Raw genomic sequence first — 15513 nt, 5'->3', positions numbered from 1 at the left:
CTAAGGGATCCCCAAAAATAATTATTAAATTTCAATCACATCACTCACATCCATATTTTTCCAATCGAGTTGCACTACCACCTGTACGAAATAGGCTAGCCCTTCCAAGTAATCTCGCCGCCGCAGCTTAATGGACTGTTTTTTGAAGTATCGCAACCCAACAAATGCCCATGACACTACTCGCCTGTTTTTGCTTGAGTTAGCTTGAAAAGCCCCTGTCTTTCCTGCTTTGTCTATCACAGCACCCAGCATCATTGAGAACCAATGAGCCAATGTTGCGAGCAGTAAAAGTATGTCTAATCGATAGAGTTTGTTCGTTCTGTGCAGATCTGAGCCTAAGCCGAACCTAACACTTTTTTGGTCTCGAAACCCTGCCTCTATCTGCATTCTCATTCCATATAGCTTGAGCACCTTTTCGAGAAAGTGGTGTCTTTTTGGAAGAGAAGAAACGAGTAGCCAAGGCTCCTTATAACCGCGTTTTTTATCTCTTTTTAATAACTTATGTCCCTTGCCAACCAACACTGCATGAGTTTGATATTTTGCACTTTTGGTCAGCTCGGTCGCGCCAAGATACTGGCTCTTACGCTGATTGTTCTTGAATAGTGACTGGCATGGAATAAACTCATCGCTGTCCTGCGTTTTCAAATGTGCCGTACCACGAACCCGACTAATATAATGCCAGCCATTGTTCCGCACGGCTTTGAGCCAGGGGACTTTAAAGCCCGCATCCGTCACAATCACGGGGCGGCAATCACTCGGCAAGATCAGTTTGAGCATCTTTAAAAACCGTTTTTGCACTTTTGGGCAATGATATTGAAAGCTGAATGCACTTTCCTGATACAGGGTTAAAGAGCGACCTTCACTGACAATGCTGGCACGCAGAATACAGTATTTGGTTTGTGTATCAGCATGGCTCCAATCGACCAAAATGACGGGATGCTTTTCAGTGACCACAAAACGGGTTAAGCGAACATAAACCGATATCGATTCACGCAAAAGCTCATTGTTACTGAGTAGTCGGTCAATACGTTTAATATCATGTTTTTCAGTTGTTTTTGAATCCAAATTGCGGCCGATAGACGTCAAGGTGCATTGCTGACAGTGCAAAAGAGATTTAACGGCAGCGACTAGAGTATTAAATCTGGCTTTATGAATAGAGTTAGGGGTGACAGCGCGGAGCATATTGTGCAAAATAGTAGACGCATTCATGGTGTTTAGTTCTGTTGTTTTTAAGCGATTCATAAGATCACAAAACACCATGAATGTTCCCTCACTACCCACATTTTTTAATACTGTTAGTTCATTGATATGTAAAGGCTAATTCTGGGGATACTTTAGGGTGCAATGGCAAACAGGGCAAGACACTAACAACGATGGTTACCCAGATAACTACAGCAATATAATAAATAACACCATTGCCAAGCACTTTATTACAGAGCAACCACTTGTAGAGGCATTACTTAAAGCGCCTACGCCAGGCGTTCAAGGTACGCTTGAAGCGATGAGCACTGTTGCCTTTAGTGACACAGGCAGTTTGAGTGAATCTATATCGCAGTATAATTACGACCAAGTTGGCATCATTGATTTAACAGCAGGTCTGCAAGATGCCGATTACTTTGGCGCGGGAGATGTAAAAGGTGAATTATATAATATTGGTCGTTTTGCACCTTCGCAGTTTCAGGTAGTGGGGGTTCAAGCTGCCGCACAATGCACGCAATACGGCAGTAATTTAACTTACCTTGATCAACCTTTTGAACTTGGCTTTACAGTACAAGCGCTAAATCAAAATGGTGAGCTAATGGCTAATTATAAAGAGGGCTTTGATAAGTCCAGTGTAGAGGTTAATGCCGAAAATAATGAAGTAGCTAACTATGTACCCGCAACTAATTTTGCTAGCAGATTAGTAAACCTAGGAAATAATAACTGGGGAGATATAAGTGACGGCCAGTGGCAAATGAGCCAACTTAACACGACACTTCAAAGATTAGGTGTAGGGCAAGCAGATGGACCGTTTGCTATGGTGAGTTTAATGGCAACGCTTTCTAACATAGAAGGAGCAACGCTCATTGATGCAAATGATAAACCTAATACACAAGCAGCATGCTCGGGTGGCTGTAATAGCGTAAGACTAAATACATTACCAATAGAGTTTAAATTTGGACGCTTAGTCCTTGGTAATAACGCAGGCTCCGATCTCGACCCTTTACTTATTCCTATGCAGGCTCAGTATTACAACGGCAGTGGATTTGTAAATAACGCAGAAGATAACTGTAGTGTATTTGATCATACCCAAATCACTCAAATATCACCTAACAGCCCGCAGTTAGCCTATGAATATGGAACGGGTGTATCTGGCCAGTTAGAGGCGGGAGTGTATCCGGCAAACAATGGTATTTATGCACAGCCAAATGGTTTGGGTGAATTTACCTTAGAATATAATACTTATGATTGGTTAAAGTGGGATTGGCAGGGGGATGAAACACAGCTTGATCCTCGTACTATTTTACAATTTGGACGCTTTCGAGGAAATGATCGGGTTATTTACTGGCGTGAAACACGCGAATAGTTGTAAACTAAGATAATAATTGAACAAAGCTTGTGTTTTGTGCTGCAAGTACATAGCATAAGGCTTTAATTATAAAAAATAATAACGACCAAATAATTGCCGCTTTTTGGGACTGGAATATATGCGAATTACTCCTTTATCTCTGTTAATTTCAGCTAGTTTGTTAGCTAGTAGTGCATTTGCACAAGACACAGCTACAGTAACTGGAATTGAGTCAGAGATTAGTGTTAAACAGACAGAATACGATAACTCGACAAGAATACTTGAAAAACATCTTAAAGAAGAAAGTCAGTTACAAAATCAACTAGAGCTACTTCGTTCTCGTTCTACAGAGCTAGATAAAGAAAAAAACCAAGCGCTCGATGCGATGAACGAAATGTACCGTCGTTTAATTGACGATCCCACTATTAATATTAGTGCGGCTCAATCACGCTATCAAAAAGCGGTGATTGATCATAAGCAAAATAAAGATGATATTTCTATGCAGTTGGCGGCAATTGCATCCCACCGTAAAGATATAGAGCAAATTCGTGTTGCTAAGCATACGCTTTTAAATACTTTAGAAAGTTTAAAAGAGCAGTTAACTACAGCCAGAGTAGAGCGTTTACGTAACGAGTTTACACGTGAAGGCACGCTTGAAGTTAACCATACGATTAACTGTAAGCGAACAGAAACGCTAGCGGCGTGTGAGCAACGCGGTCAGCAAATGGGGCTACAAAAAGCAACTAAACGCTTTGTAGATCAAATATTTGCAAACTTAACAGAAGAGCGCATTGTTGAGCCAAAACGTAATTTGGCGGGCGCTCAAGTACAAATATTAAGTAGCCATGTAGTTAACAGTGCATTTAGCGGCCAAGGTAACTACAACGTTAACTTAAGCGTAACCATGCGCGGCGAAGTAAACAGTAGCCGTTTATGTAGCTTATTAAGCATTGATAACCGTTATTGTTCTGAGTACGGCACGCCACTTACTGCTGCTTATCAACCAGCGTATAACAATACATTTACTGATAGTCAGTTAACATTCAGTAATAGCGCGGATAATAGTAACACGGTGTCGGTTTCTCGTTTAGAAAAGCAGCCAGTACGTGATTATTCAGTTAAACCTGCATCGGTGAAAAAAGATTACCCTTCTATCCTTAATAAGAAGAAGGATCAATCAATAGAGCTGACATTACGATCAAACGTATACGACGATGAAGTGTTTATCGATGGTGTAAGCTTTGGCTCAACACGCTTGATCACACGTTTACCGCCGGGTATTCACAACATTGAAATACGTAAACTTGGCTATAAGCCTTATCAAGTTCGTGTTGATTTGAATAAAGCACAAACAATTAATGCAAATTTGGTAAAAAAGCCTAAGTCGATTGCTGCACCGACCTATACTCGAGAGCAACCAGAAGTAACAACACGCCAGGTTAGTGAAAACGTTAATGTATTAAATGCAAACGTTGAAACGCCGGTTGTCGTTATTCCTGCAGGCAAATTTAAAATGGGCGATATCAATGGCAATGGTTTAGCTAATGAACGTCCAGTAATTGAAAAAGTAATAGCAAATTCTTTCGCTATGCAAAGTAAAGAAGTAACCGTAGGTGCCTACGAAAAATTTGTAGCAAATACAGGTTATAAAACTCAAGCGGAAAAAAATAAAGGGTGTGCGTATTATTTAAATGGCGAACCAGTATGGGAAGCAAATTTAAATTGGCGTAATCCTGGTTTTGAGCAAGGCAGTGACTTTCCTGCTGTATGTTTAACTTATAACGATGCAAAAGCTTACGCTGAGTGGTTATCGGGTCAAACAGGGCAGCAATTTCGTTTACCTAACGAAGTTGAGTGGGAATACGCAGCACGTGCAGGAACTGAAACAGAATACCCTTGGGGTAACGAAATTGGTAAAAACCTAGCTAACTGTGGTTGGTGTGGTAGTGAATGGTCAAACAGACGTGCATCACCAGTAGGTTCTTTTTCTCCAAATGCATTTGGATTATACGATACCGTAGGCAATGTATGGGAATGGACCGATAAAGAATCAGGTGAGTCAGATGTAGCAGTAAGAGGCGGAGCGTGGAACTTTGCACCAAGCCTTGCTCGTGCATCTACGCGTTTAATTTTAGCGCCTGATTTTAGATCTAACTACATTGGTTTTCGCTTAGTTCGCGAACGATAAACTCAATTAAGGAAGCTTTGCTTCCTTTTTTCACAAATTCACAAAGGCGCTGCGCTTTATATTGCTCATATAGTTGAGCATGTTAAAGTGAGGCAGCTAATATAAGAACGTATTTCAAAGGTCATCCAGCCTCATGTTTAAAAAACTCCGTGGTATTTTTTCTAACGATCTATCGATCGACTTGGGTACAGCCAATACCCTAATTTATGTAAAAGAAGAAGGTATTGTATTAAACGAACCTTCTGTTGTTGCTATTCGCCAAGAACGCGCTGGTGGACCTAAAAGTGTTGCATCTGTAGGTACAGAAGCAAAACAAATGCTAGGCCGTACACCGGGAAATATTAAAGCAATCCGTCCAATGAAAGACGGTGTAATTGCTGATTTTTATGTAACTGAAAAAATGTTACAACACTTCATTAAGCAAGTGCATAACAATAACTTTATGCGCCCAAGTCCGCGTGTACTAATTTGTGTACCGTGTGGTGCTACTCAAGTAGAAAAACGTGCAATACGTGAATCTGCAATGGGTGCTGGTGCTCGTGAAGTTTACTTAATTGAAGAACCAATGGCAGCAGCTATTGGCGCAGGTTTACCAGTATCAGAAGCAACAGGTTCTATGGTTGTTGATATTGGTGGTGGTACAACTGAAGTGGCTATTATTTCACTTAACGGTGTTGTTTACTCATCATCTGTTCGTATTGGTGGCGATAAGTTTGACGAAGCTATTATTAATTATGTACGTCGTAACTTTGGTAGCTTAATTGGTGAAGCGACAGCTGAAAATATTAAGCATCAAATTGGCTCTGCGTTCAAAACTGATGAGCCAATCGAAATTGAAGTGCGTGGTCGTAACCTTGCCGAAGGTGTTCCGCGTTCATTCACGCTTAACTCACACGAAATCCTAGAAGCTTTACAAGAGCCGTTAATGGGTATTGTGAGTGCAGTAATGGTTGCGCTTGAGCAATCACCACCAGAGCTGGCATCAGATATCTCTGCGCACGGCATGGTACTTACTGGCGGTGGTGCATTGTTAAAAGATTTAGACCGTTTATTAATGGAAGAAACGGGTATTCCGGTTGTTGTAGCTGATGATCCACTTACGTGTGTTGCGCGTGGTGGTGGTAAAGCATTAGAAATGATCGATGTTCATGGTGGTGACGTTTTTAGTTACGACTAATGAAATTAATGTTTGGACGCACAGTCTCTTTGCAACTGCGACTTTTTGTCGCAGTGCTTTTGAGTATCGTACTCATAGTTGGAGACAGATATACGCAAGGTGGTACCGTTGTTCGTACCAGCCTTAATACTCTAGTTAGCCCACTAATCTATGTTGCTAATTTACCCTACGAATTATTTAGCTTAAGTGCTAAAAGCCTGCATACGCGGGATCAACTTCTTACTGAAAACGAAGCGCTGAAAAAAAAGCAAATGCTACAAAGCGAGCAACTTCAGCAGTATCAATTTCTAGCCAGAGAAAATCAAAAACTGCGTGCCTTATTAGGCTCATCTGCAAAGCAATCAAATCGTAAAATAATTGCTCAGGTACTCTCTGTACATTCAAACCCGTATAGTCATCAGGTTGTTATTAACCGTGGTACAACTGACGGGCTTAGTGAAGGCCAAGCTGTAATTGATGAAATGGGTGTAGTAGGGCAGCTTACAAAGGTTGGTTCAACAACTTCACGCGTGCTACTAATGACCGACACCACACATGCCACACCTGTGCGTATACTTCGTAACGATGTACGAACGGTTGTTGAAGGCATAGGTAAAATTAACGTCGTTAAGCTCTCTCACGTTCCACACAGTTTAGATGTGCGAATTGGCGATGTACTTGTTACATCGGGTTTAGGGGGCACATTCCCTGAAGGATACCCGGTGGCAGTAGTAACTGAAATAAATCGTGATGAAGGGCGACCGTTTGCACAAGTTTTTGCAGAACCTATTGCGCAACTAGATCGCATTCGCTTGCTGGTTATTTTATGGCGTAATCAACAGGAGCAAATCAGCGATGATTAACCGTTATTCATTGTTAATTGCGCTAAGCATCTTTTTTGCGTTAATAATGGCACTAATGCCACTTCCATTTTCGTTTGAGCCATTTAGACCTGACTGGGTTTTACTTGTACTTATGTATTGGTCGCTAGCAGTACCGCATCGTTTAAATATTGGTACTGCTTGGGTCGTTGGTTTATTAATAGATTTAGCGTCTGGCTCACCGCTGGGCGTGAACTCGCTTACATTCTCGGTATGTATTTTTGTAACCGCGAGCAACTTTCAAAAAATTCGTAACTTTTCGCTTTGGCAACAAAGCCTACTAATTGGTTTATTTTTAACGCTGTATCACTTAATGCAGTTTTGGCTAAATCACTTTTTGTTAGGGGTTTATTTTAATCCACAGTACTTATGGCCAGTAGCAACCGGAATGGTTAGCTGGTTTTGGGTCTTTTTACTACTTCGTAAATATCGCAGACATTTTAGGATCAGGTAATGACTACCGCAGTATATTTGGCATCAGCCTCTCCCCGTCGTAAAGAGTTATTAAGCCAATTAGGTGTCGAATTTACACAATTTAGTGTTGATGCAGATGAAAGCCCACTTCCAAACGAGCAACCTAGAGCACTTGTTGAGCGTTTAGCGCGCTTGAAAGCCCAAAGCGGTGTAGAGCTTGGATATACCGATCGCCCTGTACTTGGTAGTGATACCGTGGTTGTTATAGATAACGAGTCATTGGGTAAACCTCGCGATAAAAACGATTTTACACACACGTTAAAACGCCTATCGGGTAACACGCATCAAGTTCTTACCGCAGTTGCATTTGCGACGCAAAATGATGTGCTTAGCTGTGTTGTAAGCACAGATGTTACTTTTAAAACCTTAACAGATGAAGAAATTAATGCTTATTGGGAGTCAGGTGAGCCACAAGATAAAGCCGGTGGCTACGGTATCCAAGGTTTAGGCGGCCGCTTTGTAACTCACATTGCGGGTAGCTATTTTTCTGTTGTAGGCTTACCTTTATATGAAACCGAACAATTATTAAAAACATTCTTAAGAAGGTAACATGAGTACAGAATTACTGATCAATGTCACACCGAGCGAAAGCCGTGTTGCCCTAATAGAAAACGGTGTACTGCAAGAAATACAGCTAGAGCGAATCGGTAATCTAGGTATTGTAGGCAATATTTACTTGGGGAAAATAAGCCGTGTACTTCCGGGTATGCAGGCTGCTTTTGTTGATATCGGCCTTGAAAAAGCTGCATTTTTGCATGCATCCGATATTGTAAATAGTGCCTCTATTGTTGAAGGCGTAGACGACGTACCAATAAAAAAAGTACAAGATATTAGAGAGTTAGTTCGTCAAGGCCAATACATTATGGTGCAAGTGGTAAAAGATCCGCTAGGCACTAAAGGCGCAAGGCTCACCACTGATATAACTATTCCTTCTCGCTATTTAGTGTTTATGCCTGATGCGACCCATGTAGGGGTTAGTCAGCGTATAGAAACTGAAGAAGAGCGCTCACGTCTTAAAAAAATAGTCGCAGAATATGGCGATGAAAATGGCAGCTTTATCGTACGTACAGCTGCCGAAGGTGCTAGCGAAGCTGAATTACGACACGATGCTGGCTTTTTAAGAAAATTATGGGAAAAAATAACATCACGTCGTAGAAAAACGAGTAAAGCCAGTATCCTACACGAAGATTTAACGCTTGCCTTTAGAACCCTGCGTGACTACGTAGGCGAAGATATGGAGCGCATTCGCGTTGACTCTAAACTCAGCTATGAAGAACTAAAGTTATTTACTGAAGAGTTTGTTCCACAGCTTTCTCAAGTGCTTGAATACTACCCAGGCGAGAGGCCTATATTTGACTTGTTTGACGTTGAAAACGAAATTCAAAAAGCACTACATCGTAAAGTTACGCTAAAATCGGGTGGTTATATAATTATTGACCAAACAGAAGCAATGACGACTGTTGATGTTAATACTGGCGCATTTGTAGGGCATCGTAATTTAGAAGAAACCATTTTTAATACCAACGTAGAAGCAACCTCTGCAATTGCCCGCCAGCTCAGGCTGCGTAACTTAGGCGGTATTATCATTATCGACTTTATCGATATGGTAAGTGAAGATCATAAGCGACGGGTGCTTCATTCACTTGAAGCAGCCCTTGCAAAAGATCGCACTAAAACGAATATTAATGGGCTTTCAGCGCTTGGGCTTGTTGAAATGACTCGTAAACGTACACGCGAAAGCTTAGAGCATATTTTATGTGATGTATGCCCTGCGTGTTCTGGTCGTGGTTCGCAAAAAACAGTTGAAACGGTTTGCTACGAAATACTACGTGAAATAGTGCGTGTTAACCGAGCATACGCTGCCGATAAGTTTATGGTATATGCAGCGCCTGCTGTGAGCGAAGCCCTACTAAACGATGAGTATCATAACCTTGCCGAGCTTGAACTATTTATTGGTAAGCAAGTCAATATTCAAACAGAGAGCTTATACAGCCAAGAACAGTTTGATGTGGTAATGATGTAATGAAAGCAAAAGCGGTCTGTTTTTTTTGTTTTAGAAAGTTATGGCAGACCTGCGCCATAATTTTGGTATTACTGGCCGTTATTGTTTCAATTTTAAAATATACCCTCCCGTATGCAAACGAGTACAAAGGTGACATAGAAAGCTATTTACACGAAAAGTTTGAAATAAGCTTATCTATCGGTGAAATATCAGCTAGTTGGCAGGGCAGTGGTCCTGCATTAGTACTAGAGAATTTATCGTTTAAAGATAACGAAACCGCGCCAATATCACTCACCATTGCTAAAACCAGCTTAGAGCTAAACTTATGGGAAAGCTTAAAAGCACTGCAACTTAGATCTAATTATTTTGTTATTAATGGGTTTCATACCAGTGTAAATATCACCAACTTATTTAAAACCGCTGACAACGACGAAGTCTCTTTTGAGCAAAAAGAGCTAATAGAAGAACTGTTTTTGGGTAAAACGGGTCATTTTGCAATAGAAAATTCCAGTATTAACTTTGTTCTAGAAGATGGTAAAGAACGTAAGTTACTTCTCAAAAATATTGTTTGGCAAAATGAAGATGAGCAGCATCTTGGTAGTGGGAGCTTAGCACTGCCGGGTATTTCGGTTGGTGACTTTGATGCGCGCATTGCACTTACTGGCGATACCCTAGAGCAAGTTGCGGGCGACATTTATGTGCAGGCTAATAAGGTCGATGTATCTAACTGGTTAGCACAATATATAAATACGCAAAAGCAACAACTGCATAGCGATATTAATTTACAAGCGTGGCTAAAACTAGATAAAGGCCTTGTAAGCGATATAAAAATGCAGTGGCTACCAAGCTTTGTGCGTTGGCAGCGAGAAGAGCAAAGCCAACAAGTCAGCCTGAGTGAAGGTGGATTCCATTTATATCCAGAACAAAATAGCTGGCACTTAAAAAGCACCGGTTTAACATTTAATAGTAACGATAAAGCATGGCCAAGTTTAGAGTTTGAAGCTCAACTAGGGTCGCAAAATAAAGTGTGGCTCCATCAAGTTGATTTTGAATTACTGAGTAACCTAGCTGGGCTAAGTAATTTTAATGCACTTGAACCATTTTTAGAGCGCCAACCTAGCGGGCAAATAGATCAAGCTTATTTAAATTTTTCTAATGCACAGCAATGGCAATTATGGTTTGAGGCTGACAATATTGGTTGGCAAGAATTAAGGTCGGTACCTGCAGCACAAGGACTTAGAGTAAGTGGTTTACTTAATCAAAGTAGTGGTCGAATAAATTTATTTGGTGAAAACGGCACATTAGTTACAGGCGAAAGCTTTAGTAACGACATAAATTATAATCAGCTAAATGTAGAGCTAGATTTAGCTAAGCGAGATGATGGCTGGCATATAAGTAGTGACAATATATGGTTTGATAATGATGAAGTCACTCTTGCTGCAGAATTACAAATTAGTCTAACAGATGATCCTCGATTAGATCTTTACGCTGAAGCCTTCGCCCCAGAGGCCAAAATTGCAGGTCATTATTTCCCATTAAAAGCAATGAGCCCTGAGCTCGTTAGCTATTTAAATGGTGCAATTAAAGGCGGAGAAGTATCTAAAGCACAAGTCTTATTTGCAGGGCCTTTGTCTGGTTTCCCATTTACTGATGGTAGTGGTCAGTTTGATGTATTAGCACAAATAGACAATGCAACCTATGAGTTTGACCCTGATTGGCCAGCGGTCACTAATGCTGATGTACAGCTACATTTTGCTAATGAGCGAATGGACATATATAGCCAGCAAGGCAAGTTGGTTAATTTAGATATTGGTAATAGTGTACAGGTGAGCATTGCAGATTTAATGAATGCAGATGAACTTATTGTGCAAATTGATAAAAAAGCACAAATGAAAAAGTTACATGACTTTTTCGCAGCGACACCTATTGCCAAACCTCTTGCTGAAATTTTTAAAGTTGTACAGGGCAAAGGCGAAGCCGATGCCAGTATTGAGCTTTTAGTAGGCTCTAAGTTTAAAGGCGGAGCCAGTGTTAGCGGCAAAGTTAATTTAAATGACTTGCCAGTATTTATAGCAACGCCAGGTATTGAGCTTAAAAACTTAACTGGCGAGCTTAATTTTAAAAACGACAACATCACACTTAAAAATGCGACTGCGAAGTGGTTGGGCATGCCGCTAAATATTAATTACAGCAGCAAAAGTGATGCTAAAAATTACCAAGCAAACATAGATATAAACGCCAAAATTGACGCCGATACATTAATTGACAGTGGACAAGGTATATTAAAAAATTATTTAAGCGGGCAAAGCGATGTTGATATTGGTTTAGTACTTAATTTTACCGAACAAGGCTTTAATTACCGTGCACAGGTAAACTCAGAACTACTTGGCTTAACGAGTAACTTACCCGCACCTTATAATAAAAATAGCGAACAAATGTGGGCGCTTGATGCAGTAGTTCAAGGTGATGATATTTCTAATCTCATTACAGCAAACGCTAATCAACAGTTTTACTTTAATGCTATTTTAGAAAATGGAAAATCACAGTTTAGTAATGTCCATTTTGTGCTCGGAAAACAAGACTTAGGATTAAACCAAAAAGACTTAAGCGTAAATATAAATCTTGAGCAGAGTGAATTAGTGCCTTGGTTTGATCTGATAGATCAAATAATTAAAGCAGGTAAATCAAACCCAGATAAAAAATCAAAAGGGATTATGCCACCGCTTAATGAGGTGGTCGCAAATATAGGTATGCTTGATGCGAGTAACATCATCTTTAATGATTTTGAAATGCATTTAGCACCATCAAAAGACGATTTATACCTAAAGCTAAATGCTAAAGAACTTAGAGCTGGGGTTTTTATTCCTACATCACAGCCTAGCCAGCCTATACGAATTAATGCCGATTACTTAAGGCTTAATTTTGCACAGCCTAGCGAGCAATTGATTGAAATAACAGATGTACTTCCTGAGGAAGACTTGAGCTGGCTTACTAAAATACCTGCCATTGAGTTTGAATGTAGTGACTGCAAAATTGATCGCTATCAGCTTGATAAAGTGAGTGCGTCATTATTAGGTGATGGCGAGCGCTTATCGATATCAGAACTTGTAATCGATAAAGGAGATCATGTATTGCGCACTAAAGGGCTATGGCAAAATGGCTTAACAACGCTAAGTGGTGAGCTTAAAAGTGATGATATAGGCGCGTTGTTTGGCGAGTTTGATATTACCTCTGCAATTAAGGATTCTAAAGCTGATCTAAATTATGATCTTACTTGGCAAGCTGCACCTTATGACTTTGATGTGAAAACTTTAAGTGGTGAAGTTACTTGGGATTTAGGGGAAGGTCACTTAACTGAAATCAGTGATGGTGGTGCACGCGTATTTTCGCTGTTGAGCCTTGATTCACTCGTACGTAAACTGAAACTTGATTTTAGAGATGTATTTTCAAAGGGCTTTTTTTATAACAGCATGCAAGGCTCTATGCAGTTAGAAAACGGTATCGCTTACACTAAAGATACTAAAATGGATGGTGTGCCTGCCGATTTAACAATTAAAGGCTACGCAAATTTAAATACGCTAGATATAGATTACGACCTTGCTGTAGCGCCACAAGTAACCTCAAGCATTCCGGTTATAGTGGCATGGATGGTTAATCCAGTAACAGGGCTTGCTGCTTTAGCACTTGATAAAGTTATTCATTCTGCGCGCGTCATCTCAGAGATCAATTTTAAAGTAACGGGTAAAATGAACGATCCTATTGTTCAAGAACTCGACAGAAAAAGTCGTGAAGTTACACTACCTCAAGCTGCGCAAAATCAGCCACAAGCATCAGTCGATTTAAAACTTAAAGATGCACAAGTAACAGTAACGCAATGAACAAAACAGCAAGCATAAGCACACCCACAATAGTTGCCCTACAAATGTGTTCAGGGCTAAACCCTGATGACAACATAGCAAGCTTAAAGCGCGCACTTAAAACTCTGCCAGCAACAAGACCATTACTTGTTTGCTTGCCAGAAGCTTTTTTAGTGTTTAGTAAAAGTGGTAACGATACGTTACGTGTTGCTAAGCAAGTTGATCAATACAAATTACAACTTAGTGAATTGTGCCAACACCATAATATTTGGTTAAATGCAGGCACAATGCCTGAGCCATTTAACGAACATAAGTATTACGCAGCATCGCACTTATATAATAATCAAGGCGAGCTGGTTGCAACGTATAACAAAATACATTTATTTGATGTAACCGTTGATGATAAAACAGGTAGCTATCGAGAGTCAGATTTTACCCAAGCAGGTCGCGATGTAGTGGTTGTTGATTCTCCCTTTGGTAAAATTGGCTTAACAGTATGTTATGATCTGCGCTTTAGTGGCTTATTTAACGAACTAGTACGCCAAGGCGCCGATATTATTTTAGTACCCAGTGCATTTACAGTCCCTACAGGGCAAGCGCATTGGCAACCGCTATTAGCAGCTCGCGCAATAGAAACACAATGTTATGTAGTTGCAGCTGCTCAGTACGGTACACATGAAAATGGCCGACAAACATATGGCCACAGTATTATTATTTCACCTTGGGGCAATACCCTGAGTGAATTGCCAACAGGCACCGGTTTTATAAGCTGCAACGCAGATTTAGACCAGTTACAAAAAATTAGACGAGATATGCCCGTGCAGTCTCATCAACGATTTAGAGAGCATTTATTATGAATTCGGTTGAACAGCATTTACTACAAGACAGCCAGCTAAATAGAGAAGAGCTCGAAAAAACGCTCGCTTACATACATCAGCATAAAGTGGATTACGCCGATTTATATTTTCAATCAAGCCACCACGAATCATGGGTGCTTGAAGACGGCTTAGTTAAAGAAGGCTCTTATAACGTTGAACGTGGCGTTGGTGTACGTGCTGTAAGCGGCGAAAAAACAGGTTTTTCTTACTCTGATGCAATAAATCTTGAAGCACTTAATAAAGCGGCTACAGCGGCTCGTAGCATCGCAGATGCTGGCGAAGATAGAGCGATTAAAGTATTTAGTGATGTTAAAGCTAAAGAGCAGTTTGCAGCACATCAGCCAATTTCGAGTATGAGCGATACCGACAAGGTGAGTTTATTACGCGAACTTGAAAACTATATTCGTGAACTAGCACCCGATGCAGAGCAAGTAATTAGTTCAATGTCGGCGGTATACGAAGAAGTATTAATCGCAGCAAGTGATGGTACGTTTGCCACCGATATTCGCCCGCTTATTCGTTTAAACTGCTCAGTGCTGCTTGAAAAAAATGGTCGCCGTGAACGCGGTGGCGCAGGTGGTGGTGCACGTTTAGATTATGGTTACTTTAAAGAGCTTGTTGATGGTAAACCACGTTGGATGGAATTTGCTGAAGAAGCTGTACGCCAAGCTAAAGTAAACCTTGAAGCTATTGATGCACCTGCAGGCACGATGGAAGTTGTACTTGGTAATGGTTGGCCTGGCGTGCTTTTACACGAAGCAGTAGGGCATGGACTTGAAGGCGACTTTAACCGCAAAGGCGCGTCTGCGTTTAGTGGTAAAGTGGGCCAAAAAGTAGCATCTGAGCTGTGTACGGTTGTTGATGATGGCACCATGGCTGATCGCCGTGGGTCACTTAATGTTGATGATGAAGGCACACCAGCCGCTTACAACGTACTTATCGAAAACGGTATTTTAAAAGGCTATATGCAAGATAAGCTAAACGCGCGTTTAATGGGTGTAAATCCTACCGGTAACGCACGACGTGAGTCGTATGCACATTTACCAATGCCTCGCATGACTAACACCTACATGTTAGGTGGTGAGCACAGCCAAGCCGATATTATAAGCTCAGTTAAAAAAGGGGTATTCGCGCCTAACTTTGGCGGCGGACAAGTTGATATAACCTCAGGTAAGTTTGTATTTAGCGCATCAGAAGCGTATTTAATCGAAAATGGTAAAATTACCCAACCAATTAAAGGCGCAACGCTTATTGGTAATGGACCAGAAGTAATGCAGCAAATATCTATGGTTGGTAACGACTTAGCACTTGATAAAGGTGTTGGTGTTTGTGGTAAAGATGGTCAAAGCGTACCGGTAGGCGTAGGCCAACCAAGCCTTAAAATTGATCAGTTAACGGTCGGTGGTACAGCTTAAATATTACTCAAGCGCGAAGTGAATTCGCACCTACGTGCTTGATGTTTATTGTAGGTGAGGTTTTACACCTCGCTTTTTAAATACAGACTTAGAAATAGAGCGCGAAATAAATTC

11 protein-coding genes are annotated in these 15513 nt (G+C 40.8%); 10 read left to right on the top strand and 1 reads right to left on the bottom strand.

Annotated elements, in window-relative coordinates:
• Positions 1–24 precede the first annotated feature (24 nt).
• Positions 25–1242: an IS4 family transposase gene (locus tag L655_RS0114930; protein ID WP_125825536.1), complete on the bottom strand. Its 1218-nt coding sequence runs from the start codon at positions 1240–1242 to the stop codon at positions 25–27.
• A gap of 97 nt (positions 1243–1339) precedes the next feature.
• Here L655_RS0114930 and L655_RS0114925 point away from each other — a divergent pair, with 97 nt between their 5' ends.
• The 10 genes from L655_RS0114925 (at position 1340) to tldD (ending at position 15399) form a co-directional block, all read left to right on the top strand.
• The gene (locus L655_RS0114925) at positions 1340–2566 is read left to right on the top strand and encodes a DUF6701 domain-containing protein (RefSeq protein ID WP_024605453.1); all 1227 of its coding nucleotides are present in this window, start codon (positions 1340–1342) and stop codon (positions 2564–2566) included.
• 121 nt (positions 2567–2687) lie between these two features.
• Positions 2688–4736: a formylglycine-generating enzyme family protein gene (locus L655_RS0114920; protein WP_024605452.1), complete on the top strand. Its 2049-nt coding sequence runs from the start codon at positions 2688–2690 to the stop codon at positions 4734–4736.
• Positions 4737–4869: 133 nt separating this feature from the next.
• On the top strand, positions 4870–5913 hold the full coding sequence (locus L655_RS0114915) for a rod shape-determining protein (RefSeq protein ID WP_002958401.1): 1044 nt from the start codon (positions 4870–4872) through the stop codon (positions 5911–5913).
• Complete coding sequence (mreC, locus tag L655_RS0114910) at positions 5913–6755, top strand: rod shape-determining protein MreC (RefSeq protein WP_173400216.1); 843 nt, start codon at positions 5913–5915, stop codon at positions 6753–6755. The genes L655_RS0114915 and mreC overlap by 1 nt, the downstream gene beginning before the upstream one ends.
• The gene (mreD, locus tag L655_RS0114905; protein WP_002958403.1) at positions 6748–7227 is read left to right on the top strand and encodes a rod shape-determining protein MreD; all 480 of its coding nucleotides are present in this window, start codon (positions 6748–6750) and stop codon (positions 7225–7227) included. The genes mreC and mreD overlap by 8 nt, the downstream gene beginning before the upstream one ends.
• A complete protein-coding gene (locus tag L655_RS0114900) occupies positions 7227–7796 on the top strand; it encodes a Maf family protein (protein WP_002958404.1) in 570 nt (189 codons plus the stop codon). The genes mreD and L655_RS0114900 overlap by 1 nt, the downstream gene beginning before the upstream one ends.
• Position 7797: 1 nt before the next feature.
• Positions 7798–9270: a ribonuclease G gene (gene rng / locus L655_RS0114895; RefSeq protein ID WP_024605451.1), complete on the top strand. Its 1473-nt coding sequence runs from the start codon at positions 7798–7800 to the stop codon at positions 9268–9270.
• Positions 9270–13127 (top strand): YhdP family protein, encoded by a 3858-nt coding sequence (locus tag L655_RS0114890; RefSeq protein ID WP_024605450.1) that lies wholly within the window; start codon positions 9270–9272, stop codon positions 13125–13127. Before rng ends, L655_RS0114890 begins: the two co-directional genes overlap by 1 nt.
• Complete coding sequence (locus L655_RS0114885; protein WP_024597408.1) at positions 13124–13963, top strand: carbon-nitrogen hydrolase family protein; 840 nt, start codon at positions 13124–13126, stop codon at positions 13961–13963. The genes L655_RS0114890 and L655_RS0114885 overlap by 4 nt, the downstream gene beginning before the upstream one ends.
• Positions 13960–15399, top strand: coding sequence for a metalloprotease TldD (gene tldD / locus L655_RS0114880; protein WP_024597409.1), 1440 nt, complete (start codon positions 13960–13962; stop codon positions 15397–15399). Before L655_RS0114885 ends, tldD begins: the two co-directional genes overlap by 4 nt.
• The last annotated feature ends 114 nt before the right edge of the window (positions 15400–15513 follow it).

This window comes from Pseudoalteromonas sp. TAE79 (genome assembly GCF_000498015.1).
Taxonomy (GTDB): domain Bacteria; phylum Pseudomonadota; class Gammaproteobacteria; order Enterobacterales; family Alteromonadaceae; genus Pseudoalteromonas.
The sequence above is the reverse complement of the archived record's forward strand: the minus strand, read 5'-3'. Positions and strand labels throughout refer to the sequence as shown.